Source organism: Algoriella xinjiangensis (assembly GCF_900115015.1).
Classification (GTDB): domain Bacteria; phylum Bacteroidota; class Bacteroidia; order Flavobacteriales; family Weeksellaceae; genus Empedobacter; species Empedobacter xinjiangensis.
In genome coordinates, this window is sequence record NZ_FOUZ01000002.1 from 274,217 (window position 1) to 298,059 (window position 23,843).

Annotated in this window: 27 protein-coding genes; 15 read left to right on the forward strand and 12 right to left on the reverse strand. The window is 29.6% G+C overall.

Translation table 11 applies throughout. The features are described from left to right. Positions 1 to 12 precede the first annotated feature (12 nt). The 3 genes from BM072_RS02905 to BM072_RS02915 all read right to left on the reverse strand — a co-directional run bounded on the left by BM072_RS02905 (position 13) and on the right by BM072_RS02915 (position 3,166). Positions 13 to 333: a hypothetical protein gene (locus tag BM072_RS02905; protein ID WP_092906371.1), complete on the reverse strand. Its 321-nt coding sequence runs from the start codon at positions 331 to 333 to the stop codon at positions 13 to 15. 3 nt (positions 334 to 336) lie between these two features. Further along, entirely contained in the window at positions 337 to 2,652 is a 2,316-nt protein-coding gene (locus BM072_RS02910) for a choice-of-anchor L domain-containing protein (protein WP_092906373.1), read from the reverse strand. A gap of 115 nt (positions 2,653 to 2,767) precedes the next feature. Then, entirely contained in the window at positions 2,768 to 3,166 is a 399-nt protein-coding gene (locus BM072_RS02915; protein ID WP_092906375.1) for an SRPBCC domain-containing protein, read from the reverse strand. 41 nt (positions 3,167 to 3,207) lie between these two features. Here BM072_RS02915 and BM072_RS02920 point away from each other — a divergent pair, with 41 nt between their 5' ends. The 5 genes from BM072_RS02920 to BM072_RS02940 all read left to right on the forward strand — a co-directional run bounded on the left by BM072_RS02920 (position 3,208) and on the right by BM072_RS02940 (position 6,399). Next, positions 3,208 to 3,801, forward strand: a complete 594-nt coding sequence (locus tag BM072_RS02920) for an NUDIX domain-containing protein (protein ID WP_092906377.1) — start codon at positions 3,208 to 3,210, stop codon at positions 3,799 to 3,801. A 14-nt stretch (positions 3,802 to 3,815) separates the two neighbouring features. Then, positions 3,816 to 4,385 (forward strand): DUF4920 domain-containing protein, encoded by a 570-nt coding sequence (locus BM072_RS02925; protein ID WP_092906379.1) that lies wholly within the window; start codon positions 3,816 to 3,818, stop codon positions 4,383 to 4,385. A gap of 74 nt (positions 4,386 to 4,459) precedes the next feature. Further along, positions 4,460 to 4,903 carry a hypothetical protein gene (locus BM072_RS02930; protein WP_092906381.1) on the forward strand — a complete coding sequence of 148 codons (444 nt, stop codon included), beginning with the start codon at positions 4,460 to 4,462 and terminating at the stop codon, positions 4,901 to 4,903. Between the two features lie 63 nt (positions 4,904 to 4,966). Beyond that, positions 4,967 to 5,926, forward strand: a complete 960-nt coding sequence (locus BM072_RS02935) for a hypothetical protein (protein WP_092906383.1) — start codon at positions 4,967 to 4,969, stop codon at positions 5,924 to 5,926. 86 nt (positions 5,927 to 6,012) lie between these two features. Further along, positions 6,013 to 6,399 carry a hypothetical protein gene (locus tag BM072_RS02940; RefSeq protein ID WP_092906385.1) on the forward strand — a complete coding sequence of 129 codons (387 nt, stop codon included), beginning with the start codon at positions 6,013 to 6,015 and terminating at the stop codon, positions 6,397 to 6,399. A gap of 230 nt (positions 6,400 to 6,629) precedes the next feature. On the opposite strand, the gene BM072_RS02945 is transcribed toward BM072_RS02940, so the two are convergent. Next, a complete protein-coding gene (locus BM072_RS02945; protein ID WP_092906387.1) occupies positions 6,630 to 7,856 on the reverse strand; it encodes an exo-beta-N-acetylmuramidase NamZ family protein in 1,227 nt (408 codons plus the stop codon). Positions 7,857 to 7,931: 75 nt separating this feature from the next. Between BM072_RS02945 and BM072_RS02950 the strand changes: the two genes are divergently transcribed. The 5 genes from BM072_RS02950 to BM072_RS02970 all read left to right on the forward strand — a co-directional run bounded on the left by BM072_RS02950 (position 7,932) and on the right by BM072_RS02970 (position 12,989). Then, positions 7,932 to 9,161 carry an ABC transporter permease gene (locus tag BM072_RS02950; protein WP_092906389.1) on the forward strand — a complete coding sequence of 410 codons (1,230 nt, stop codon included), beginning with the start codon at positions 7,932 to 7,934 and terminating at the stop codon, positions 9,159 to 9,161. A 33-nt stretch (positions 9,162 to 9,194) separates the two neighbouring features. After that, on the forward strand, positions 9,195 to 10,556 hold the full coding sequence (locus tag BM072_RS02955) for a pyridoxal-phosphate dependent enzyme (RefSeq protein WP_092906391.1): 1,362 nt from the start codon (positions 9,195 to 9,197) through the stop codon (positions 10,554 to 10,556). 30 nt (positions 10,557 to 10,586) lie between these two features. Further along, positions 10,587 to 11,315: an LPS export ABC transporter ATP-binding protein gene (gene lptB / locus BM072_RS02960; RefSeq protein ID WP_092906477.1), complete on the forward strand. Its 729-nt coding sequence runs from the start codon at positions 10,587 to 10,589 to the stop codon at positions 11,313 to 11,315. Positions 11,316 to 11,467: 152 nt separating this feature from the next. After that, the gene (locus BM072_RS02965; RefSeq protein ID WP_245752036.1) at positions 11,468 to 12,049 is read left to right on the forward strand and encodes a porin family protein; all 582 of its coding nucleotides are present in this window, start codon (positions 11,468 to 11,470) and stop codon (positions 12,047 to 12,049) included. A 169-nt stretch (positions 12,050 to 12,218) separates the two neighbouring features. Then, complete coding sequence (locus BM072_RS02970) at positions 12,219 to 12,989, forward strand: polysaccharide deacetylase family protein (protein ID WP_092906393.1); 771 nt, start codon at positions 12,219 to 12,221, stop codon at positions 12,987 to 12,989. A 37-nt stretch (positions 12,990 to 13,026) separates the two neighbouring features. Here the strand turns inward: BM072_RS02970 and BM072_RS02975 are convergent, their stop codons facing one another. Together BM072_RS02975 and BM072_RS02980 are read right to left on the reverse strand one after the other, a co-directional pair. Continuing rightward, positions 13,027 to 13,269, reverse strand: a complete 243-nt coding sequence (locus BM072_RS02975) for a hypothetical protein (protein WP_092906395.1) — start codon at positions 13,267 to 13,269, stop codon at positions 13,027 to 13,029. Between the two features lie 94 nt (positions 13,270 to 13,363). Further along, the gene (locus BM072_RS02980; protein ID WP_092906397.1) at positions 13,364 to 13,885 is read right to left on the reverse strand and encodes a nucleoside 2-deoxyribosyltransferase domain-containing protein; all 522 of its coding nucleotides are present in this window, start codon (positions 13,883 to 13,885) and stop codon (positions 13,364 to 13,366) included. 77 nt (positions 13,886 to 13,962) lie between these two features. On the opposite strand from BM072_RS02980, the gene BM072_RS02985 reads away from it, so the two are divergent. Beyond that, positions 13,963 to 14,343 (forward strand): hypothetical protein, encoded by a 381-nt coding sequence (locus BM072_RS02985; protein ID WP_092906399.1) that lies wholly within the window; start codon positions 13,963 to 13,965, stop codon positions 14,341 to 14,343. A gap of 38 nt (positions 14,344 to 14,381) precedes the next feature. Here the strand turns inward: BM072_RS02985 and BM072_RS02990 are convergent, their stop codons facing one another. After that, positions 14,382 to 14,516, reverse strand: coding sequence for a 30S ribosomal protein THX (locus tag BM072_RS02990; protein ID WP_092906401.1), 135 nt, complete (start codon positions 14,514 to 14,516; stop codon positions 14,382 to 14,384). A gap of 152 nt (positions 14,517 to 14,668) precedes the next feature. Here BM072_RS02990 and BM072_RS15455 point away from each other — a divergent pair, with 152 nt between their 5' ends. The 3 genes from BM072_RS15455 to BM072_RS03000 are packed head-to-tail and all read left to right on the forward strand — an operon-like array spanning position 14,669 to position 19,075. Further along, positions 14,669 to 14,824: a hypothetical protein gene (locus BM072_RS15455; protein WP_177190246.1), complete on the forward strand. Its 156-nt coding sequence runs from the start codon at positions 14,669 to 14,671 to the stop codon at positions 14,822 to 14,824. A gap of 3 nt (positions 14,825 to 14,827) precedes the next feature. Further along, positions 14,828 to 16,033 carry a metallophosphoesterase family protein gene (locus tag BM072_RS02995; protein ID WP_092906403.1) on the forward strand — a complete coding sequence of 402 codons (1,206 nt, stop codon included), beginning with the start codon at positions 14,828 to 14,830 and terminating at the stop codon, positions 16,031 to 16,033. 3 nt (positions 16,034 to 16,036) lie between these two features. Further along, a complete protein-coding gene (locus BM072_RS03000) occupies positions 16,037 to 19,075 on the forward strand; it encodes an AAA family ATPase (protein WP_092906405.1) in 3,039 nt (1,012 codons plus the stop codon). A 70-nt stretch (positions 19,076 to 19,145) separates the two neighbouring features. Here the strand turns inward: BM072_RS03000 and BM072_RS03005 are convergent, their stop codons facing one another. The 4 genes from BM072_RS03005 to rlmH are packed head-to-tail and all read right to left on the reverse strand — an operon-like array spanning position 19,146 to position 21,949. Further along, on the reverse strand, positions 19,146 to 20,072 hold the full coding sequence (locus BM072_RS03005) for a ribonuclease Z (protein WP_092906407.1): 927 nt from the start codon (positions 20,070 to 20,072) through the stop codon (positions 19,146 to 19,148). Continuing rightward, positions 20,069 to 20,650, reverse strand: a complete 582-nt coding sequence (rdgB, locus tag BM072_RS03010; RefSeq protein ID WP_092906409.1) for an RdgB/HAM1 family non-canonical purine NTP pyrophosphatase — start codon at positions 20,648 to 20,650, stop codon at positions 20,069 to 20,071. Before rdgB ends, BM072_RS03005 begins: the two co-directional genes overlap by 4 nt. Further along, positions 20,650 to 21,483 (reverse strand): CPBP family intramembrane glutamic endopeptidase, encoded by an 834-nt coding sequence (locus BM072_RS03015; protein ID WP_092906411.1) that lies wholly within the window; start codon positions 21,481 to 21,483, stop codon positions 20,650 to 20,652. Before BM072_RS03015 ends, rdgB begins: the two co-directional genes overlap by 1 nt. Continuing rightward, positions 21,476 to 21,949, reverse strand: a complete 474-nt coding sequence (gene rlmH / locus BM072_RS03020; protein WP_092906413.1) for a 23S rRNA (pseudouridine(1915)-N(3))-methyltransferase RlmH — start codon at positions 21,947 to 21,949, stop codon at positions 21,476 to 21,478. Before rlmH ends, BM072_RS03015 begins: the two co-directional genes overlap by 8 nt. Before the next feature lie 26 nt (positions 21,950 to 21,975). Between rlmH and BM072_RS03025 the strand changes: the two genes are divergently transcribed. Further along, positions 21,976 to 22,965, forward strand: a complete 990-nt coding sequence (locus BM072_RS03025; RefSeq protein WP_092906415.1) for a YihY/virulence factor BrkB family protein — start codon at positions 21,976 to 21,978, stop codon at positions 22,963 to 22,965. Here the strand turns inward: BM072_RS03025 and BM072_RS03030 are convergent. After that, positions 22,962 to 23,828, reverse strand: a complete 867-nt coding sequence (locus tag BM072_RS03030) for an ion transporter (RefSeq protein ID WP_092906417.1) — start codon at positions 23,826 to 23,828, stop codon at positions 22,962 to 22,964. The genes BM072_RS03025 and BM072_RS03030 overlap by 4 nt on opposite strands. Positions 23,829 to 23,843: the final 15 nt, after the last annotated feature.

The window sequence follows — 23,843 nt, forward strand, 5'->3', positions numbered from 1 at the left end:
TCAAACAAATTTTTAATTTGATTGAATCATCGTTTTTAATTTTTTAAGCACAATTATCAATTCATCTTTATTTGCGCGATATTCTAAAATTATTAAATCTTCTGTGTACTTCGAAAAGTTATAACCTTCTTCAATATCATTGTACCAAATTATCCAATTTTGATGTTTAGCCACAACCCAAAAATTTTGATGAATTACATCTTCACAGGTCCAAGTTTCGGGAGAAATTTTGATTTCATTCCAAAATTCAAGTAATTCATCATCCAAATCTTGTTCAGCCAAATATAATTCAAGCAATAAATCCTTTTTAGGAAAAGCAATCCATTTATCCATATTTTATTTACTTTTTACCAAAAGCCAATTTGTAAAACGTTGTATTTGGTCAGAGCCGGCTTCGGTCCATTCAATCACATACCAATAGCTTGTTGTTTCTACTACAAAGCCATTTTGCTTACCGTTCCATGTAAAATTATTTGCTTCAGAACCTTCAAAAATTAATTTCCCGAAGCGATCAAAAATAGTAAACTTCGGATTTAATTTATTTTTTAATTGCGAATAATCTAATACATCATTTTTACCATCACCATTTGGCGAAATAAAATTAAGCAATTTAATGACCGAAAATTCTTTTGAAACAGGCGCGCAATCTAAACTAGATTTTACGTGAATAATATGATTGCCCAACGTAACATTTGTAAAAATAGGAGAGGTCTGAAATTGACCATTATCTAATGCATACAAATAAGGCGGCGTAGAACCCGAAACAATTACAGTTACCGTAGAACCTTGTATATTGATTGATTGGATAATTGGATCTTCGGCAGCTATTACTTTTACTTCTTGCGTATAAAAACATCCATTGTGCTCTAATTTTACATGATAAGTACCAACGGGCACATTTTGTATAGATGATGTTGTAGCACCGTTAAAATCCCACAAATACGAATCAAATCCAGCGCCAGCATCTAAATCTGTTGTTGCATTTTTACAAATAGTTATGTCTTTTAAAATTGTAGAACGTTTTGATTGTTTAAATTCAAAACTGATAGGCGCAATATTATCGCATAAACCACTTTGTCTAAATCGTACATAAAAAATTTTATCTGCTGTAATTATTTGTTGTGGATTTATTATTGCATTTAGATTGAGTTTTGCATCATTTTCATTAGTATAAAAAGTTGTTAATCCGAAGCTATTATCAATTAAAATATCGATATAATTAGTAAGATTAATTTCTTCTTTTCCATCAAGCTCATTGTCACAAATTTTAATAGGATCAAGATTATTGAATTGACTTAAACCATTATTGATAAAGGTTATTTTATGAATTATCGCTGTACAATTTCCGGGTTGTATACGTATATAAACACTCTTAGAAACTTCGGTTGTCAGAAAAGAAACTTTATCTATTCCACCAGTTAAATTGTCAATTGCATCTTGTTCGGTTTCAAAATATTTTATATTAAATGTTGAATAGTTATAGTCTTCAATAATATATTCTGTAAAATCACTTAAAGGTTTTTCTATTTTTCCATCCAAATCATCATCACAAATAGTAAAATTAGTTTGAGTAATAATTGGATCTATTTGGATTTCTATTGTTAAACTTCCTTTTAATTTACAACCACTTATTTGTGTAATTTCTACTTCGTAAAAACCTTCATCATTAACAGTTAATTGAGATGAAGTTTCTCCTAAAATTTCAAAACTATCTTTGTACCATTTATAACTTTGTGCATTTGTTGTTGTTGCATCAATAATGTGAGTTGATCCTTTGCATAAAGCTGTACCATCGCCAACTAACAAATCATTTCCTAAACTTTTTGTGCCAACAAAACTACCTGCTTTTAAAAATACCCCCGAATCATATAAACCATTTCCTTGATCGGCAATAACAATTTTTAAATGATATTTTTCTCCAGGAATTATGGCTGTTGTTGCAGTTAATACTTTGGTTTGACCATTAAAACCAATTGGCGAATTTGTAGGATTAAATTGCCCAAAATATTGCGGATTAATAGGTGTACATTTTCCTCCATTTCCGTAAACTGTATTCACAGAAACTGGAGTAGAAGTATTGGGTAAAACAGCTAAGTTTTTGTAAGCATCTGCGCTTCCTGTTTTTTTAATTAAAAAAGCAAAACCATCCGTATAACCACAATTTCCAGCATCAGTCGTTCTTAAATATTGTTCTGAAGCAAATAGATAATCAAAACTAATTTTATTACTTTCTGGCGAAATAAAATCAAATTCTAAGATTGTTGCATTTGTTGTATTCGAAATATTTAAAGCATTTTCTAAATCTTGGTCACCTTTCCAATTATTATCCGTTCTACTACTAATTCCGTTATTTGGACCAGGCGCATCTTTTAGTTTTCCGGAAGAAAGTAAAATTCCATTTTCTAGCGGAAAAGAACTTGTTCCTTTGTCAAAGTATCCATAACTTTTATCACCATCGTCAAAACTCCAACCTTGTATTTTTATAGAGCCATCTATTACCTCAATACAATTAGAACCAACAAAAATATCTTTTATCAATTGTTCTGCAGTATAACTTGATTCTACTTTTATGTATTGAGCAGATAAAAATTGGGTAGGAAAATAAGTGAAGCAAAATAGTATAAAGAACTTTAAAGTAAAGTTTTGTTTCATATATTTTTAGTTAAATGAGTAAAAAAGAGGGTAAAAGGTAAGAATAAAAAAACGGTTAAACCGATTTATTTGATTAAATCGGCTTAACCGTTTTGAGCATATATTAAAAAAATAATTAAGCTACTTTTTCTATATTATCTGCTATAGTTTCGATAAAAGAAGTCAATGGTTTTTTAGCCATCATTTCAATCATCATATTAAAGTTTCCATCAAAATCCAATTCAACATCAGAAGTCGCATCATCCACAGCTTCTATGTTAATTGTTAATGTATATTCGAAAGCTGGTGCAGGCGATTCAAAAACAATTTTTGATGGCTCTACAGTTTCTTTTAAACGCATTCCAACTTTTGGTAAACTACCAACTCCAACTGTAAAACCTTTTCCAGATTCGTGAATCTCAAATGATTTTGTATCCGTTGGCATTAATTGTTCGTAATTCTTCATATCCAACAAAAAGTTAAACGCATCTTGTTGATTTTTTGCGAAACGCACTTTCTTTGTATTTACCTTCATATCCTTGTGAGTTTTTATTAAATTTGTAACAAATCGTTCAAATGTACAAAGTTTTTTTTAATGAAAGTTTGTTAACTTTCAGCAATCAATCGAACCCCGAAGCAAAAAATATTTTATTTCATCACGAAACACAATTTGATGAAGCGTTTCATTTATTATCTTCAAAATCAGTAGGTTTTGTAAATGTATTTAGCGAGAATATTGATGAGGTTTGGACGAGTTTCTTAAAATATTACAAACATATACAAGCTGCGGGTGGTATTGTACGCAATTCTCAAGACGATTTTTTATTTATTTTTAGATTAGGTAAATGGGATTTACCAAAAGGAAAAATGGAGAAAGGAGAATCGAAAGAAGAAGCCGCAATTAGAGAAATTGAAGAAGAATGTAGTATTACAAATTTAGAATTGAAACGATATTTAATGCCAACTTTTCATATCTATTATTTAAGAGAATACGTGATTAAGGAAACTTTTTGGTTCGAAGTTTATTATGATGGTGTTGAATTGCCTTTGCCACAAACCGAAGAAGGGATAGAAACGGTAGAATGGAAAAAAGAAACTGAAATTCCACAACTATTAGAAAATTCTTACCCAAACATTCAACTTTTAATGAATAATTATTTAGATTTGTAATAAATAAGATAATCATGAAAAACTATATTTTAGGAATTTGTGCTGTAATGGCTTTTGCAACAACGACTAATGCACAAACTAAAAAACAAGATAAAAAAGTAAAAACTGAAAAAGTATCTAAATCTCAATCAAAAATTTTAGATAACGGAACAGCTAAAATTGACGATTTATATGCATATCAAGCGTATGGAGAATCTTTTGATGTAAAAAATGCCTTGACAAAAAAAGAGTTAGGTAATTTGTACGATAACATGAAAAGTGGTGATGAATTGCAAAATGTACAATTTGTTTCGACAATAGAATCTGTTTGTAAAAAGAAAGGTTGTTGGATGAAAGTTGACCTTGGAAAAGGAGAAGAACAATCTTTTGTACGTTTTAAAGATTACGGATTTTTTATGCCTTTAGATGGCGAAAAAGCAAATGTAGTAGTACATGGAAAAGCTTTTGTTAGCGAAATTTCTGTAGAAAAATTACGTCATTATGCAGAAGATGCAGGAAAATCTGCAGACGAAATTGCAAAAATTACAAAACCTCAGATGCAATATAATTTTGAAGCTGACGGAGTTTATTTAAAAGAAAACTAAGAAGTTTAACTTCATAAATAATAACAAAAACCTTTCGATTCGAAAGGTTTTTTTATAAAATAAAATTACAAAAAATGAATTCATTTCAAGCTAATCCAGATTTATTTCTTCAATTAATAGGACAATCGATTGAAGACGATTTGTATAAAAAATTTCAAAAAGAATTTGAATCTCCGATTTATAGCCGCGAAAATTTTGTAGAAACTTCTCCAAAAACATACGATTATGATGTTTTGTACAAAGAAAAAGGAATCTATTTAACAATTTTGAATAATGAAGTTGCTTCAATCAAATTTTATTTATCTCCAAATCCAGTTTGTACGGTTTATAATGAAAAAATAATGTACGGTTTATCATCTGTTGTAGATGAAACTCAAGCAACTAGAAAATTTGATTTTACGAAGAAAGGAAATTATAATCCAAACCGCTTGGTTAGTGAATATGCAAAAGAAAATGTAACAATTGCATTTGATTCTATGACAGGAGAAATTTTATATGTTGAGGTTGAAAATATTTAAAATTAATTTTGCTGTTTATGTCTTATTATTTTTAGATATTTATTGCTTAATAATAAATATTTAATGAAAAAATATCTATTCGCTCTTATTATAATTGGTTCTTTTTCGGGTTTTGCCCAAACAAATACTACTGTAAATAAATCAATTGTTGTAGGCGAAACGGCAGTTTCTTACACGTATAAAGCTAAAATTAATCCTGAATTTAAGCAACAGATTCTTGAAACGATTACACATAAATTTGGAAAATCTAGACAAGATAAAAGTGATTTGGTTTGGAATAGAAATGGAAGTTATGAAATCGTTTTGGCAAATGATGAAGTAAGAATACATTTCGGAAAAAGTAGCGATAATCAGTCAATTTATACTGATATTAAAGCTTTAGGGAATGATTTAACTGAAATTATAAATAAACCGCATTATAAAAATAGAGCGATTTCTACTAAATCCTATGTTTTAAATGATAGAGCTAATTCTTATTCTTTTCGAGGAGTTTTTACTCAAAATAAAAGAAATTTAATTAAGAAAAGTATCGAGAATCAATTTGGAGAAGCGAATTCTAAAAAAGATAATCTTGTTTGGAATAAAAACGCAAAATATAACATTGATTTAAAGAACGGTGAAGTTGAAATTAGTTTAGAAAAAAGTAGTGATAATGAAATTGATTACAAGAAAATAACTGAATTAGAACAAGAACTAATTTCTATTTTAATAAATTATGGGCCAAAAAATATTGCAATTTCAAATAAAACGTATGTCTTAAATGATAATGCAATAATTTACTCTTTTCGAGGTGTTTTTCATGAACGAAAAAATGAAACGATCAAGAATATAATCGAATCAAAATTTGGTAATGCAAAGACAAATAATCAAAATGAATTAATTTGGTATGAAAGCGGCGTTTTCGAAATTAATTTGACAGCTGGAATTTTAAAAATTAGTTACGATAAAAGTAACGAAAACGAAGTGGTTTATAATCAATTAAAAACAGTGGTTGAAGAAATATTGGCGGTTATCAATAAATAATCACAGCTAATCATTAACCCTTCGTTAACCGTTTGTTAACCCAGTTATCATTTTCTTTTTCAGAATTTTATCAAAAATTAAAATCAATGAAAAAGTGGATATTATTAATTGTATTGGCAAGTTCGTTTTCTGCTTATGCACAACAAGCAAAAGCTATTGCGAGTTCTAAAACAAATACAACGACAACAACTTCTAACGTTTCGGTTAGTGTAAGTGATGATGATTCGAATTACGCGTTTGCGGCAAGTTTTGATAAACAAAAAACATCTTCTGCAAAAAAAGAAATAGTAACTATTTTTGGAGAGCCAGCAACCGAAGGAAAATATTTTGTCTGGAGAAAAGGTGAAAATCTTGAAATTAAACTTCGCGAAGGAAGAGTTTCTATAGAATTTGAGAAAGGAGATCAAAAACTTTATGATAAAGTAAAAAGCTTAGGAGATTCGGTTTCTGAAGTAATTGGAAGTAAAAAATAATACATTTTAGTGCTAAATAATAAATCCACAAAAAAATATTTTTTTGTGGATTTATTATTTTAGAATATATACATATCCTTTTTTTCATCATAATTAATAATCTGCATTTCGACAAAGGAGAAATCTAAAATAAAATATTATTATCTAAGAGATTCTTCATTCCGTTTTTGCTTTATTCTGAATAACAAATACTGATATGATAAATAGTAGATTATCATTTATGCATTATCCTAATCTTTATAAATCAAGTATTTTGCTCTAATTTTCTTGAAAGCTTCTAAATCCTTTTGCCAAGTCGCTTTTATTTGCTCCGCAGTCATTCCTTTTTCTATTTGTTTTCTCAATTCATCTGTTCCAGACAATTGGTCAATCCAAAGTTTTTTACCATTCATTGTCCAAAAAGGTTGCTTTGTATTGTTTTTATAAGCAGTTATTAACCATTTTAAATTGATTTCTGATTGATAAGGAACATCGGTTAAATCTTCACCATAACAAACTTCATCCTTAAATTTAGGACTCGCTGCACCCGATTTTGAAACAGGCGTATACTGATAAGACATATTTTTAAGAAAAGGAGATCCATAAACCTGAAATTGTTTATCAGTTCCGCGACCTTCATTTACATTTGTTCCTTCAAATAAACACGTACTTGGATACAAATTTATTGCGTGCGAGTTAGGCAAATTTGGCGATGGTTTTACGGGTAAATTATATTTGGATTGATGTGTATAATTAATCAACGGAATAATTTCTAAATCGGCTTTTACTTTATTTGCCAACCAACCTTCACCGTTAATCATTTTTGCATATTCACCAATCGTCATTCCATAAACAATCGGAACATTGTGCATTCCGACAAACGATTTAAATTCTGACTTCAAAACTGGTCCATCAATGTAATGTCCGTTCGGATTTGGTCGATCCAAAACAATTACTTTTTTGCCATTTTCGGCAGCAGCTTCCATCACATAATGCAAAGTCGAAATGTAGGTGTAGAAACGCGCACCAACATCTTGCATATCAAAAATTAGGACATCAACATCAGCAATTTGATTGGCTTTTGGTTTTTTATTATCACCATAAAGCGAAACAATTGGTAAACCAGTTTGCGAGTCAATTCCAGATTTTACTTTTGCGCCAGCATCTGCATCACCGCGAAAACCATGTTCGGGCGAATAAATTTTAACAACATCAATTCCGTTTTTCAATAACAAATCTACTGTGTGCATTGTTGTTCCATCAAATTTTACAATACCCGTTTGATTGGATACAACGCCCACTTTTTTACCTTTTAATTGTGGAAGATATAAAGTAGTATTTTCTGCACCAACTAAAATATTTTCATTCGTTTGAATGTTTTTAGAAGTTTTGTTTTGACTGTAAACTTTTGAAGCAAAGCTTAAAAAAATACCCGAGCTAAGTAAAGCAATTGATGTATATTTGACAAAGTTTTTCATTTCGTTTTGAAGAATTTTTTAGTTTAGGTAAATAGTCAACCTAAAATTAGTTTTAATCGTAAAAAATAATAAATATTGAGTTTTTCTTGGTGGTTTTCAAAAAAAATTGCGCTTGGTAAAAATACTAAAAATAACTTATCAAGTATCATTATTCGCATTGGTCAAGTTGCGGTAGCTTTGGGATTAATTGTTTCGTTGGTTACAATTTCGACTGGTGTTGGTGCAAGAAAAGCAATAAAAGAGAAATTAGCCGATTTTAATGGTCACATTACAATCAAAAATTACAACAGTAATACTTCGCTAAATTCGGATTCGTTATCACTTCATCAAAAATTTTATCCAACGTTTAAAGAAGTTCCAGAAATTGTTCATGTTCAAGCAATCGCCAATAAAAGTGGTGTAATTAGAACAAAAGAAAATTTTAGTGGCGTTGTTTTTAAAGGTGTCGGGACAGATTATGATACTGTTCGTTTTCAGAAATTTTTGATAAAAGGACATTTTCCTAAAATCAATAAAGATTCGATTATGAATGATGTTGTGTTGTCTAAAAAGATTGCAGATGAAATGAAATTAGACGTGGATAGTTCATTTGTGATGTATTTTATTCAGGATGATAGCACGCCAATTTATCGACGTTTTACCGTTTCGGGATTATTTAAAACTGATGTCAAAAATTTTGATGATGTTATTATGTTGGGCGATTTAAAACACGTGCAACGCCTTAATCGCTGGGATAGTACAACAGTTGGTGGTTTTGAGATGTTTGTAAACGATGTAGAAAATATAGAGCCCGTCGCAAAAAAAGTAAACGAATTAATTCCATATAATTTATATTCAGAATCTGCAACATCGTCATTTGCGCAAATCAATGATTGGATTACTATTTTTGATAAAAATATTATCATCATCGTTTTTATTATGCTTTTTGTGGTTGTCATTAATATGGTAATGGTTCTTTTAATATTGATTTTAGAACGCACACATTCAATCGGAATTTTAAAAGCATTTGGTGCGACCAATTGGCGAATCCGAAAATTATTCATCAATTATGCATTATTTATTATGTTTCCGGGTTTAATCGCAGGAAATGTAATTGGAATTGGATTATTATTAATTCAGAAATATTTCGGAATCATTAAGTTACCAGCCGAAAATTATTATTTATCAACAGCTCCAGTTTATTTAGATTTCGGAACAATAGTATTATTAAACGTTGGCGCTTTATTAGTTTGTGCAATTGTATTACTTTTGCCATCGTATATGATTTCTAAAATAACGCCTGCAAAAGCGATAAATTTTAGATAAAATTTCTTAGTTTAAAGTAAAAGTTAGAATAAAATGAAATACGCAAATAATATATTAGAAACGATAGGGAATACACCTTTGGTTAAAATTAACCAAATAACAAAGGAATTACCTTGTACGGTTTTAGCGAAAGTAGAATATTTTAATCCAGGTAGTTCTTGTAAAGATCGTATGGCTCTTAAAATGGTAGAAGATGCAGAAAAAGACGGACGTTTAGTTCCTGGTGGTACAATTATCGAAGGTACTTCGGGTAACACAGGAATGGGATTGGCTTTGGCAGCGGTAATCAAAGGATACAAATTAATTTGTGTGATTACTGATAAACAATCAAAAGAAAAAATGGATATTTTACGTGCCGTTGGTGCTAAAGTTGTGGTTTGTCCTACAGATGTAGAGCCTACAGATCCACGTTCTTATTATTCAGTTTCAAAAAGATTAGCAGAAGAAACACCAAATGGTTGGTATGTTAATCAATATGATAATCCATCAAATGCACAAGCAAATTACGAGCAAACTGGACCAGAAATTTGGGAACAAACAGAAGGTAAAGTAACTCATTTTATTGTTGGAGTTGGTACAGGAGGAACAATTTCTGGTGTTGGAAAATACTTAAAAGAGAAAAATTCAAATGTAAAAATTTGGGGAGTTGATACATACGGATCAGTTTTCAAAAAATATAAAGAAACAGGAATCTTCGACGAAAATGAAGTATATTCTTACGTTACAGAAGGTATCGGAGAAGATATTTTACCAGAAAACGTAGATTTTGATATTATTGATGGTTTTACAAAAGTTACTGACAAAGATGCAGCGGTTTATACACGTCGTTTAGCGTTAGAAGAAGGACTTTTTGTAGGAATGTCTTCTGGTTCTGCAATCAAAGGATTATTACAATTAAAAGATGAATTTGGTCCAGATGACGTAGTAGTTGTTTTGTTCCACGATTCAGGTTCTCGTTACGTTGGTAAAATCTTTAATGATGATTGGATGCGTGACAGAGGATACTTAGAAGAAGAGGTAAAAACGGCAATAGATTTAATTCAAGAACATGTAGACAAACCATTGTTAACAGTTCGTACAGAAGAATTGGCAGCACATGCAATAGATCGTATGCGTCGTTTCAAAATTTCTCAAATTCCAGTAATGGATATTACAGGATTTGTTGGATCTTTGGATGAATCAGATTTATTTCAAGCCTTTTTAGAAGATAGAAATGTAGCTGATAAACCAGTTCGCGAGATAATGGGAAAACCTTATCCAATTGTAAAAGCTAGTGCATCAATCGAAGAAGTTTCGAAATTAATTACAAAAGATAATCAAGCTGTTTTAGTTGAGCTTGAAAACGGAAAATATCATATTATCACAAAACATGATATTATCAATTCGATTAAATAACAAAATGTCTATCTTTGAAGCGATATGGGAATTGTATTAAAAGGACAAAATTTAATAAAAGACTACGGTAAAAAACACGTGGTTAAAAATGTATCTTTCCAAGTAGAACAAGGAGAAATTATTGGATTATTGGGACCAAATGGTGCTGGTAAAACAACTTCGTTCTACATGATTGTTGGTTTAGTAAAAGCAACGCAAGGAAAAGTTTTTATGGATAAACAGGATATCACAAACGATGCGATGTATAGACGCGCGCAAAAAGGTATTGGATATTTGGCGCAAGAAGCCTCTGTTTTTCGTAAACTTTCTGTAGAAGATAATGTTAAATCTGTTTTACAATTTACGAAACTATCTAAAAAAGAACAGCAAATGCGTACAGATGCTTTAATCGAAGAATTTTCGTTAGAGCATGTTCGTAAAAATCGAGGCGATTTACTTTCTGGTGGAGAGCGTCGTCGTTGCGAAATTGCACGTTGTTTGGCAACAGAGCCTAATTTTATTTTATTAGACGAACCTTTTGCAGGAGTTGACCCTATTGCGGTAGAAGATATTCAGAAGATTGTAAGATCGTTAAAAGAAAAAAATATTGGAATCTTAATTACTGACCATAATGTTTCTCAGACATTAGCAATTACCGACAAAACATATATTATGTTTGAAGGTAAAATTTTAAAAGAAGGTTCGCCAGAAGAATTAGCAAATGACGAAGACGTTCGTCGTGTTTATTTGGGCGAAAACTTTATGTATCAGCAGATATAATTCGTATACTATATTTTTATATAAATCCTTTAAGTTTAGACTTAAAGGATTTTTTTGTAATTATTTTTTATATAAAAAGCTGATTATGAATTAAATTAAGAGTATTAATTGATTATAAATGATTAATTTTACAATAATCTTAAATAGATATTATGATGAAAAAATTACTTTTAGTTACATTTATATTCACAGTTTTTAGTGTGTTAACACAAGCTCAATCAAAAAAGATATTTTATGGTTTAAAAGCGGGTTATAACATGGCAGATTTTAGTGGAGATGTAAAAAATACAAAAATATTATCAAGTTTTCATGCTGGTGGATTTGTAGAGATTCCTGTTTTATCTAAATTATCAATTCAACCAGAAATAGTTTATTCAGAACAAGGAAAAAGACATAAATTAGAAAACTATGAGTCAAAATCACATGTAAATTATATCAATGTACCAGTTTTGGCAAAGTATTATATTACAGATGCTTTTTCTGTAGAAGCTGGACCACAAATTGGATTTTTAGTAAAATCTGAGGACGAAGATAATTTTGGCAAGTATGATTATAAAGACGAAACAAAAAGTATAGATTTTGCTTTGGTATTAGGATTATCATATCGTTTACCAATAAATTTGTTTTTCTCAGCACGTTATAATTATGGATTATCAAATTTTAATAAATTAGAAGGTTCAGACTATAAAATGATCAATCAAGTTGGGCAATTATCTGTAGGATATAGATTTTAAACGATAAAAAATAACAATTAAAACCACTCAATTTGAGTGGTTTTTTTGTTAACATATATTTCATTAATTATTGTTGATTTACTTCCCTTTTTGATATATTTGATTTAGCTTGATAAAACAAAATATAAAAGATTTTAGCAAGTTTTTCTCAACCAAAACCTAACCTATAATGAAATTGAATTACTTTTTTTCAATTGTTTTCATATTAATTCTTTTTTCATGTAATCACGAAGAAGACACGATCAAAGGAAAAAAGATAGAATTTCGTGGAGGAGTTGTCTTAACTTTTGACGATGATTATGTAGATGATTGGAATAAAGCAAATAGTATATTAGCGCAATACAATTGGAAAGCAACTTTTTTTGTGACACATTTTGATAAATTAAAACCACAAGAAATTCAAGAACTTAAAAATTTACAAAATAAAGGCAACGAAATTGCAGCACATGGACTAAATCATCAACATACCGTATTATTTGTAAAAGAAAATGGAGCCGATTCGTTTATCAAACAAGAAATTAATCCGATGTTAACTTTGATGAAAAATGATGGATTTAACGTAACCAATTTTTCTTATCCATACGGTAATAGAACCGAAGAAACGGATAAATTGTTGTTTCAGCATTTTAATTTTTTAAGAGGAACCACTTATGGTAGTGAAGCACCAAATTTGCAAAATTGTTATTACAACAAAAGTAAATTAATTTACGGTTTGGGTTTAGATAACAGTTATCCTCACTTTAGTGTGCCCTATTTTTTGTCACTTTTACAATATGCTAAAGAGCAAAATAAAGTTGTCATTTTTTACGCGCATAAAACTGTGCCTAAAGCTTCTAAAAATTATGAAACCGAATTTTCGACTTTAACAGAAATCTGCAAATTTGTAAAGAATAATAATATGAAATTTTATACTGTTTCAGATTTAGATAAAATCAAATAAAACAAAAACCTCAAATCTTAGATTTGAGGTTTTTGTTTTATAAATCAACGTAAAAAATATTTCCTTTCTGATTTATTGTATTTTTAAAATATAAAAAAACATCTTGTATATCAAATCGTCTAAAACTAATAAGTTGGCTTGTCGGATTATTTGGTAATTGATAAGTCATTTCAAAATTTAACATATTTCCGAAACCAGAACTTTCTATTTTTTCTACCAAAATACCAATAGATTCTAATCGTTCTATCAAACGACTTATTTCCAAATCATTATGTCTCATACTACCCAAAACTCACTAATTATGCGGTTTCAAAGCTAAAACTTAATTAGAAAATAATCCATTTTTATTTTAAAAAATTTATCGTTTCCAGACTTTATTTCAATTCTTTTTTCAAGAAAATAATTACATCATTTATAGTTTCAAATTGCTTTACACCATATTTTTCGGCAGTAATATCAACGTTTCCTTTTCGCCAAAAACCTTCGGGACAAACAATAAAAAGTTTTCCAGTTCGGGCATATAATCCCATTTCTAATAAACTTATTGGGCTTTTAGAATCTTTTCCAAAATACATAATAATGTAATTTGCTTGTTCCAAAGCATTCAATTCCCATTCAACTTGTTTGCGAAATTCGGGTTCCTCTTTTACGGGTTTCCAAGCAGTATTCCAATCATCACGACGTGGATTTAGTAAAATAACACGTTCATTTTTCAGTTCATTTGTAACTTTAGCTTGCCAATCTTCCGAATTTCCCATATCTATTGTTCCCCCTAAAAATATTGTTGTTTTTTCGGATTGATTTGGAATAAAATTCGGTGATTTTATTTCGATTGCTTGCGCAGAAACAACTATATTTAACAAAGAAATTACGACAGAAAGAAGAATAGTTCTCATTTATTTTTCTTCAAAAATAAGGCAGAATGATTTTTTCTGAAATGATTTATACGATAGTTTTAATTTAAATTACGAATATGAAAAAGATAATTGTTTTTTTAACGCTCTTTTTAACGACTTATTTCGTTAATGCTCAAAGTAGAAGTAAGTGCGAAAACTTAGCCGCAAATGCACTTTATAATTCTGATTATATAAAAAAAATGACAAAAGATTGGAGTCAATTAATCAAGGAAAATGGAGGAACTGGTTATGGTTTACAATCTAATGAAGCTGATAAAGGTATTTATAGTTTTGTGATGGTGCAACATTATCCCGATCGTGATTATAACGCAGTTTGGCTAACGGTTGATGTGAAGAATCATGTAGTTTTTGAAGAAAATATGGCTGATCCAGCATTGAATAAACCATTTAAGCTTAAAAAAGCAGATTGGACAAAATTGAAAAACTGTATTAACTAAAAAAGCTGAAAATCGATTCGATTTTCAGCTTCAAAAAATTACTTTTTGGCTTTCTTAGCAGGTTTTTCTTCAACCACTTCATCTTCGTAATAATACTTTTTACGCGGTCGTTTTACACCATAAGAGCCATTTACAATTTTTCCTCTTTTTGACTTTTTATCTCCTTTTCCCATCTAAAGTGTTTTAAATTAATAAATTTGATAATATCACAACAAGATAATTAATTCATTTTATTTAGCAAAAGTTTTACTATAACTTTTAGAAAACGCGTAATTTTGCGACATCATTTGGCGTTGCTGAATTTTAATTTTATAGAATAGAAAGAATGAGTAGAAATACAGATGCAAATAAAAAAGCTGTAAAAGCAAAAAAAGCACAAAAAAGAAAAAAAGTTAAAGACGAAGAAGCTGAACGTAGAGCTCGTTTAAAAGAAATTAACCGAATTTTTAACGAAAAAAATAAACCAGAAAACGAAGATTAAATAATGAAAATTCTACACACTGCCGATTGGCATTTAGGTAAACGATTGGATAATTATTCTCGAATAGAGGAGCAAATTGAGGTGATGAACGAAATCTGCGAAATTGCAGATGAACAAAATGTCGATTTGGTTTTAGTTGCCGGCGATTTATTTGATACGTTTAATCCGAGTGTAGAAGCTGTCGAATTATTTTATAAAACGTTGAAACGGTTAGCAAAAAATGGTCAACGACCGGTTGTTGCAATTGGTGGTAATCACGATTCTCCCGATCGCATTGATGCGCCAGATCCTTTGGCGCGCGAATGTGGAATTATTTTAATCGGTCATCCAAATACGAAAGTGCAGGAATTTAAACTTCCTGAATTTGAGATTTCTAATTCGGTAGAAGGTTTTATTGAGTTAAAATTGAACAAAATAAAATTCCCAATCCGAATTATTCATACAGCTTATGCAAATGAAATTCGTTTAAAACAATATTTTGACGAAGAAAAAGAGCAACAATTAAATGCTATTTTAGCCTCAAAATGGCAAGATTTAGCCACTAATTTTTGTGATATAAATGGCGTTAATCTTTTGATGACACATTTGTATATGAATAAAAAAGGGCAAGAATTGTTGGAAGAGCCAGAAGGAGAAAAGCCAATTAAAATTGGTAATGCAGATTTGGTTTTTTCAGACGGAATTCCTGCTCAAATTCAATATACGGCTTTGGGACATTTGCATGCATTTAATAACGTAGGAACTACAGAAAAACCTGTCGTTTACAGTTCTTCGCCTTTGTGTTATAGTTTTAGCGAAGCTGGTCAAACCAAATATGTTTCAATTATTGAGGCAAATCCTAACGAAAATGTATCGTTTGAAAAGATTGAATTGAAGAAAGGAAAACCGTTGGTTCGCAAAACTTTTGATTCTGTAGAAAATGCTGTCGAATGGTTAAATGATCATCAAAATACATTGGTGGAATTGACTTTAGAAAGTGAAACATTTCTAAAAGCTGAAGATAGAAAATTGATTTATCAATCTCATCCAGGAATTATTCATTTGATTCCGAAAGTTAAAAATCAAAGAAACTTAGAAAATCAAGCCAAAGAAATTAATTTGAATCAAAATATGGAAGATCTTTTTCAAGATTATTTCAAATCAAAAAATGGTAATCAAGAACCAAACGATGATTTAAAAAACTTGTTCAACGAAATTTTGAATGCTTAATTTATGATTCCAGTAAAATTAACAATAGAAGGTTTATATTCTTACCAAGAACGTCAAATAATTGAATTTAATAATCTAACAGAAGCAGGATTATTTGGAATTTTCGGAAAAGTTGGTTCAGGAAAATCATCAATTTTAGAAGCAATTACATTTGTATTATACGGTGAAACAGAACGATTAAACAATCGTGATAAACGAGCATATAATATGATGAATTTAAAATCAAATCGTTCTTATATCGAGTTTGATTTTTATAATTATGAAAATAAATTGTTTCGTGCGACGCGAGAATTTAAACGAAATTCTAAAAACTTCGAAGACGTAAAATCGCCAACGGTGGTTTTATATGAATTCAAAAATGAAATTTGGATTCCTTTAGAAAGTTCAGATATTGAAAAAATTATTGGATTAAGTTACAAAAATTTTAAGCGCACAATTATTATTCCACAAGGTCAATTCAAAGAATTTATTGAGTTGGGAGCGACTGAACGTACGAAAATGATGAAAGAAATTTTTAATCTTCATCGTTTTGATTTAAAAGATAAAGTAAGTGGTTTAGTAAAGAAAAATTCATCAAATTTAGATCAACTTCAAGGAAAATTATCGGGTTTTGAAGAAGTTTCTGTTCAGAAAATTGAAGAATTAGAAGTAGAATTAAAACTTGCGAAAGAGCATTCAAAAATAGTTTTAGAAGAACATTTAATTTTAAGCGAAGCTTTTGAGAAATTGAAAAGATTGAAATTAGATTTTGACAATTTAAGACATCGTAAAATTGAATTTGAAACATTAAAGGAACAAAAAATAAATATTGATAAAAAAGAGAAAAATTTGGTTATTTATGAGCGAATTTTTAATTCATTTTATCAGTTATTAAAAGATCAAATTAAATATTCGACAGAGTTAGAATTAAAAAAATATGATGTCGAAAATCAAAAAAAACAATTTCTTTTAACAGAAAATCAATTAAAAGAAATTACAAAAGAATTAGAAATAATTCAACCTCAATTTGAAAAATTACATCATTTACGACAAGAAGAAACTGATTTTGTTTTAATTGCAGAAATTTTAAAGTTTACAAAAGAAATTGAAACTTTAAAAGAAAGAACACAAAAAGGTTTATTTCAGGTAGAAGAAGTAAAGCAAAACGAAATAAAAATCAATCAATCGATTGAGAAAAAAGAACAAGAAATAAAAGATTTAAAAGCGAATAAAGTTGATTCTCAAATCATATTTGAAGTTGGGAATTGGTTTAATACAGCGAAAAATCTTCAAAATTCTATTTCTAATCAACAAAAAAAGATTGAACAAGTTCAGTTGCAAATCAATCAATTAAAAGAAGAATTGACTGAATTAAATGTTGATAAAGATTCATTTGAAAAAGAAAATATTGCCTTAAAAAATCAATTTTTAAATCGTAAAAAAGAAATTGAAGAAAAGCGTAATCAGCTTGAAGTTCAACAAAAATTAGCGCAATATGCTCACGAATTGCATGACGGAGAAGCTTGTCCTTTGTGTGGTTCGGCGGAACATCCGCATATTATTGAAGTAGAAGATGTGAGCAATAATTTAGTGTTATTGAAAGATTCTTATGCAGAAATAGAAAAAGAAGAGGCAGATTGGCAACAAAAAGTAAATAAAGTTCAACAGATTTTTTCTCGTTTACAAATATTTGAAGATCAATTAAAACAAGAAAATAATTTAATTGATAATTTGAATAATCAAAGTATTAATCATTTAAAATTATTTATTTGGACAAATTTTGATTCTGCAAATTATACTCATTTTCAAGAAATACAACAAAATTCTATTCGTTTAGAAAAAGAAATTGAGCAAAAAAATGAAGCGCTGAAAAATGATCGAATTGTTTTAGAAAAAGAACGCCAAGATTTGGATAAATTTTCGAAAGCATTAGAAAATTTCAAGCTTGAAGAAGGTGAAAAATCAGCTCGAATCAATCAGAATGAAGCAAATTTAAAAGTCCTTTCTTTTGATGATTTTAAAACGTTTTCTGAGGAAGATATTTTATTTAAAGCAAAAGAATTAAGTAAATCAAATCAAAAAATTGAGCAAACTTATCAAGCTTTAAATCTAAATTTAAATGATTTGAATCCAAAATTAGCGTCTCAAAAAACGTCAATTACTTTAATTGAAACGCAAATTAAAGAGATTTTGAATGAATTAAATCAAGTAAATACTCAAATTAAAGCGTCATTAGCAGAACATCATTTAGATAAAATAGAAGATGTGAATTTGATTTTAAATCAGCACTTAAATATTTCTGAAGAGCAAAAAGAGATTAATATTTTTAAAGTAAAATACGAAACAGCGAAGCAAATTATAAACGATTTGGAGCTTAAATTGGACGGATTAATTTTTGATAAAAATGCTTTTGAAGAAACTGAAGTTAAATTTAAAAACTCTGAAATTCTAAAGAATGAAGCGTCTGAAAAAGTAGCATTAATAAAAGCGAATATTGATCGTTTAACGAAAGAATTTGAAGCAAAAAAAGAATTATTAGAAGAACAAGCTGCATTACAAAAACGTGCAGATAATCTGAAAACGATGAAAAGTTTGTTTGATAGCGCTGGTTTTGTACAATATGTTTCGTCGATTTATTTGCGACAATTGTGCGAAAATGCGAATGTTAGATTTCATCGTATGACACGAAATCAATTGAGTTTACAAATTAATGAAAATAACGATTTTGAGATTGTTGATTATCTAAATGAAGGGCGAACGAGAAGTGTAAAAACGCTTTCTGGTGGACAAGCATTTCAGGTTTCTTTGAGTTTGGCATTGGCGTTAGCAGAAAGTGTACAAGCAAATGTGAAGGCGGAAAAGAATTTCTTTTTTATAGATGAAGGTTTTGGAACGCAAGATACAGAGGCTGTAAATATTGTTTTTGAAACGTTGATGAATTTGCAAAAAGAGAATCGAATTGTCGGAATTATTTCGCACGTAGATGAATTAAAAGACCGAATTCCAGTGGCTTTATCAATTGTAAAAGATGAAGAAAAAGGAAGTTTAATAGAAATTATTTAGTTAGAGAAATATAAAAACAAAAAAAATCCGCTCGAATAATTCGAGCGGATTTTTTAATATGTAATTTATTTTATGAATTAACTTTTATCTTAATTGTACCTAAAATTTCAGGTAATATCGTATTCGGAAACTCTTGTTTTGCTTCGTCTAATAAAACGCTATAATCGTGGTAACGGTTAGAAAAATGTCCGATTACTAATTTTTTTACATTGGCTTCTCTTGCAATAATTCCCGCTTCTTTTGCAGTTGTATGACCTGTGTACATCGCCAATTCTTTCAATTCGTGTAAAAAAGTAGATTCATGATACAACAAATCAACCTCTTTTATCAGCGGAATAATATCGGGTTTGTAACGTGTGTCCGAGCAAAATGCGTAACTCAAAGATTTTTGTTCATCAAACGTTAAATAATTATTCGGAATAATTTCACCAGATTCTAATGTATAATCTTTTCCGTTTTTAAGATTTTGATAATCACAAATCTCAATTTCAGGGAATTCTGCAATTGCATCTATATTTAATTTTCGCGCTTTCTTTTTTTCTCGAAATAGATAACCATTTGTATAAACACGGTGATTTAGCGGAATAGAAATAACTTCGACCATATCATCTTCAAAAACGATAACAGATTTTTTAGAGCTTAATTCATTAAAAATAATTTTGAATGAGCATGTAGATTCAGTTAAACGCAATTGCGTCATTATAAATTCTTCAATTCCTTTTGGACCATGAATATGAAAAGGCATATCGCGCCCTAAAAGTTGTAAAGTAGAAATTAAACCGATTAATCCAAAAACATGATCGCCGTGTAAATGCGAAATAAAAACATGGTTTATGCGGTTAAATTTTGCTTTTGCTTTGCGCAATTGTACTTGCGTCCCTTCTCCGCAATCAATCAAAAAATAGCGTTCGGCTATGTTTAGTAATTGTGATGTTGGATGAGTAAAAGCTGTTGGTACAGCGGAATTAAATCCTAATATGGTAAGTTTTAAACTCAATTTTTGTTTTGCTTTGTTAAAAAATAGTTTAGCTTTTTTACAGCTAATCCTCTGTGGCTGATATTATTTTTTTCTTCGGCTGTCATTTGTGCAAAAGATTTTGAATAACCATCTGGAATAAATATTGGATCATATCCAAAACCATCTTCTCCAAGTATTTCTGTTGAGATTGTTCCGTTTACTTTTCCTTCAAAAAAATATTCCTTTCCATTCAAAATTAAGCAGAAAATTGAAATAAAGTAGGCTTTTCTATTTGTTTTTCCTTCTAATTCTTTTAAAGCTTTGGTAACATTATCCGCATCTTTTCCAGTGCCAGCATAACGCGCAGAATATACGCCTGGAGCGCCATCTAAAGCATCAATAACTAATCCAGAATCGTCTGCAAAAATATTTTTATTCGTTTTTTCGAAGATTGTTTTTGCTTTTAATAAAGCATTTTCTTCAAAAGTTTTACCCGTTTCGTCTATTTCGTCATGAAAATTAATGTCAGTTAAAGATTTCATCGTTAAATAAGAAGGCAACATTTGCGCAACTTCTTTTACTTTATGATCGTTATGTGTGGCAAAAATTAGTTCCATTATATTGTTTTTTGTTCTGTTTTTTTACTTAATAAATAAATACATCCAACACCAAGAAGCGTCATTATTGCAACTAAAATATAATCTGATTGTACAAAAACATCGCCTTCCATATCGCCCTGAATCATCATCATTGAGTATGAAAGTGTGTTATTTAAACAGTGTAAAATCATCGGAATTAATAAAGATTTTGTACGATAATAAACAAATCCGAAGATGATTCCTAGAATTCCGGCTCCTATAAATTGCCAAGGATTCATGTGTGCTAATCCGAAAATAAAACCGTTGATTAATATTGCAATTGCTGGACTTACCTTGAAATTTAGCATTCCTTTTAAAATAATTCCTCTAAAAATAATTTCTTCAAAAATTGGTGCTAAAACACAAACCATTATAAATCCTGCAATCTTATAATCTAACATCATTTCAAAAGATTCTTGAAACATGTGATAAATTTCTTCGAAAGGTCCATCTGTAGGAATTAAACTTGTAAAAACTTCTGCCAAAGGCAAAAATAAAATCCAACAAGCAATTGATAAAATGAGTTGTATTGCTGTAAATGGATGTTTGATGGATTGTAAAATAACTGCAAATTTTGTTGATGTAAGCATTAACAATACGATGATTGCAGTAACTGTACCACCTAAAAATCCGAGCGGTAATGTGATGTGATTTAATGGTTTGTAGAATATGCCTGGAACAGAAATAATTCCGCCAACAAATTGCCAAACTAAAATAGCTACAAAGCTATATAAGAATGCTTTAAGAATTCCGAAACTTAAATTATTTGTTTGTTGCGGCACAAACTCGTCAAAAGCAGAAGTATTATTCATGGTGATAAGGTTTACCCTGCAAGATACTAAATCCGCGATAAATTTGCTCTGTTAAAAACAAACGAACCATTTGGTGTGTAAAAGTCATGTTGGATAATGACATTTTTTTGTTGCCACGATTGTAAACACTTTCATCAAAACCATAAGGTCCACCAATTACAAAAACTAGGTTTTTGACCGATTGATTCATGTAATTTTGAATATCATCTGCAAATTGTTTAGACGTTGGTTGTTTACCTTTTTCGTCCAAAATAATTACAAAATCAGTATTTACTATTTTGTTAAGAATTTGTTCAGCTTCTTTTTGTTTTTGTTGAATTTCTGACAAATTTTTACGATTTTTAAGGTCAGGAATTTCAATTCTTTGATAATTAATATGCGAAGGCAATCGATTTTCATACTTTTGTAAAAGTAATTCAATGGCTTTTTCGTCAGTTTTACCAATACAAATGGTCGTAATATTCATTCAATAAATTTATATCAGGCAAAAATATGCGCATTCTGCAAGATTTTAAAACATATACAGGAATAAATTATTTTCGAGATTGGTCGAAGAAGACATTAATGAATAAAAAAACGGAAATTACTGTATATGATTTTTTGAAAGTTTTTTGGATTCGTGTGATGAAAGGTAATTTTCCACTGCGTTCTGCGGCGGTTTCTTGGATTTTGTTTTTTAGTATGTTTCCTTTTTTACTTTTTTTGTTTAGTGTTTTGCCGCATTTGGTTTATTATGAAGAGATAAAAAATTTATTATTCACACAACTTTTACCGCAACTTTTACCAAAACATGTAAGTAACGAAGTGATTTCTTACATCGATAATACGACAGCAATACAAGGTAAAAAGAAGGTGAATTATTTGTTGATTTTGATTACAATTTTTATGTCATCAAACGGAATACAAGGAATTATTAATGGATTTAATGTTTCGTATCAAGATGTTTATGTCAAACGAAAAAATATGAAATCGAGGTTAATTTCTATTGTTTTGACGTTATTTTTTACTGCTTTTATTGTTTTACAGGTGTTTTTCTCTTATTCAACATCAGTAATATGGAAATATTTAAGTCATGTTAGATTTTTAAGCAAATTAGGTCAATTCTCGTATTTGATTAATTATTTCACGGTCTTTATTTTCTATTTTGTATCGATGTGTATGTTGTATTATTTTGGTCCAAATCACAAAAAATCTCGAAGTACAGTTTTACCAGGCGCTATTTTAACATCGGTTTTGTTCTTATTAACCGTAATTGGTTTTAATACCTATATTAGCTATTTTACCAATATTGATTTGCTTTATGGCTCGCTTGGACTTGTGATGATTATGATGATTTTTGTTTACATCAATGTTATTTTGATGTTGGTAGGTTATGAATTAAATATGTCGATAAACTATACTCGTAATTACGAATATGTTAGTCATATAGATAGTAATCGTTACATTAATTTGGACAAAGACGACGAAAAAGAGGATGATTAATGATTGAGTTTATGACCACAAGTTTTGCAGTAAACAGAACCATCTAAATGATAATCATCGCCGCAATTTCTACATCTTTCTGTATTTTTAGGAACATCATATTTCGCAGCTTTATTCATTTCCATGGTAACAATACCCGTTGGCACAGCAATTACACCATAACCTATAATCATAACCAACGAAGCTAGAAATTGACCTAATCCCGTAACTGGAGAAATGTCACCGTAACCAACTGTTGTTAAGGTAACTACTGCCCAATAAATACTTATCGGTATACTTGTAAACCCAGATTCGGGATGATCATGTTCTACCATATACATGATAGATCCAATTACAACGACAATAAGAACAATAAAGGATAAAAAAACAATAATTTTATCTTTACTTTCTTTCAATCCAATTACCAAAACATTTTTTCCGCGCGTAAAACGAGTTAAATTAAATATTCTAAAAATTCGTAATAATCTCAGAATTCGAATACTTGATAAATATTTACTTGTCGGGAAGAATAAACCTAAATAGAAAGGTAAAATTGACAATAAATCAATTATACCATAAAAGCTAAAAATATAACGCCAACGATTTTTGACACAATAAATTCTCAAAAGATATTCTAGTGTAAACAAAGAGGTTAAAGTCCATTCAAGTGTAACTAATGTTGAGTGATAACGCGCATTAACAGCGGGTACAGACTCTAACATAACTAAGCCAACACTCATCAAAATAAGAAACAATAAAGTAATGTCGAATAATTTTCCGTAAGGCGTGTTCGCCTCGAAAATGACATCAAATATTTTTTGCTTCAATTTATTTTCTTCATCCTGACCCATTCGTTTGAATGTTGGAAATCGACCTTTAAACATTGGTTTATATTTTGG

Excerpts from the sequence above, each read along its gene's own strand:
- BM072_RS02905 (WP_092906371.1), bottom strand. The coding sequence starts at position 333 with ATGGATAAATGGATTGCTTTTCCTAAAAAGGATTTATTGCTTGAATTA.
- BM072_RS02910 (WP_092906373.1), bottom strand. The coding sequence starts at position 2,652 with ATGAAACAAAACTTTACTTTAAAGTTCTTTATACTATTTTGCTTCACT.
- BM072_RS02915 (WP_092906375.1), bottom strand. The coding sequence starts at position 3,166 with ATGAAGGTAAATACAAAGAAAGTGCGTTTCGCAAAAAATCAACAAGAT.
- BM072_RS02920 (WP_092906377.1), top strand. The coding sequence starts at position 3,208 with ATGTACAAAGTTTTTTTTAATGAAAGTTTGTTAACTTTCAGCAATCAA.
- BM072_RS02925 (WP_092906379.1), top strand. The coding sequence starts at position 3,816 with ATGAAAAACTATATTTTAGGAATTTGTGCTGTAATGGCTTTTGCAACA.
- BM072_RS02930 (WP_092906381.1), top strand. The coding sequence starts at position 4,460 with ATGAATTCATTTCAAGCTAATCCAGATTTATTTCTTCAATTAATAGGA.
- BM072_RS02935 (WP_092906383.1), top strand. The coding sequence starts at position 4,967 with ATGAAAAAATATCTATTCGCTCTTATTATAATTGGTTCTTTTTCGGGT.
- BM072_RS02940 (WP_092906385.1), top strand. The coding sequence starts at position 6,013 with ATGAAAAAGTGGATATTATTAATTGTATTGGCAAGTTCGTTTTCTGCT.
- BM072_RS02945 (WP_092906387.1), bottom strand. The coding sequence starts at position 7,856 with ATGAAAAACTTTGTCAAATATACATCAATTGCTTTACTTAGCTCGGGT.
- BM072_RS02955 (WP_092906391.1), top strand. The coding sequence starts at position 9,195 with ATGAAATACGCAAATAATATATTAGAAACGATAGGGAATACACCTTTG.
- BM072_RS02965 (WP_245752036.1), top strand. The coding sequence starts at position 11,468 with ATGATGAAAAAATTACTTTTAGTTACATTTATATTCACAGTTTTTAGT.
- BM072_RS02970 (WP_092906393.1), top strand. The coding sequence starts at position 12,219 with ATGAAATTGAATTACTTTTTTTCAATTGTTTTCATATTAATTCTTTTT.
- BM072_RS02975 (WP_092906395.1), bottom strand. The coding sequence starts at position 13,269 with ATGAGACATAATGATTTGGAAATAAGTCGTTTGATAGAACGATTAGAA.
- BM072_RS02980 (WP_092906397.1), bottom strand. The coding sequence starts at position 13,885 with ATGAGAACTATTCTTCTTTCTGTCGTAATTTCTTTGTTAAATATAGTT.
- BM072_RS02985 (WP_092906399.1), top strand. The coding sequence starts at position 13,963 with ATGAAAAAGATAATTGTTTTTTTAACGCTCTTTTTAACGACTTATTTC.
- BM072_RS02990 (WP_092906401.1), bottom strand. The coding sequence starts at position 14,516 with ATGGGAAAAGGAGATAAAAAGTCAAAAAGAGGAAAAATTGTAAATGGC.
- BM072_RS15455 (WP_177190246.1), top strand. The coding sequence starts at position 14,669 with ATGAGTAGAAATACAGATGCAAATAAAAAAGCTGTAAAAGCAAAAAAA.
- BM072_RS02995 (WP_092906403.1), top strand. The coding sequence starts at position 14,828 with ATGAAAATTCTACACACTGCCGATTGGCATTTAGGTAAACGATTGGAT.
- BM072_RS03000 (WP_092906405.1), top strand. The coding sequence starts at position 16,037 with ATGATTCCAGTAAAATTAACAATAGAAGGTTTATATTCTTACCAAGAA.
- rdgB (WP_092906409.1), bottom strand. The coding sequence starts at position 20,650 with ATGGAACTAATTTTTGCCACACATAACGATCATAAAGTAAAAGAAGTT.
- BM072_RS03015 (WP_092906411.1), bottom strand. The coding sequence starts at position 21,483 with ATGAATAATACTTCTGCTTTTGACGAGTTTGTGCCGCAACAAACAAAT.
- rlmH (WP_092906413.1), bottom strand. The coding sequence starts at position 21,949 with ATGAATATTACGACCATTTGTATTGGTAAAACTGACGAAAAAGCCATT.
- BM072_RS03025 (WP_092906415.1), top strand. The coding sequence starts at position 21,976 with ATGCGCATTCTGCAAGATTTTAAAACATATACAGGAATAAATTATTTT.
- BM072_RS03030 (WP_092906417.1), bottom strand. The coding sequence starts at position 23,828 with ATGTTTAAAGGTCGATTTCCAACATTCAAACGAATGGGTCAGGATGAA.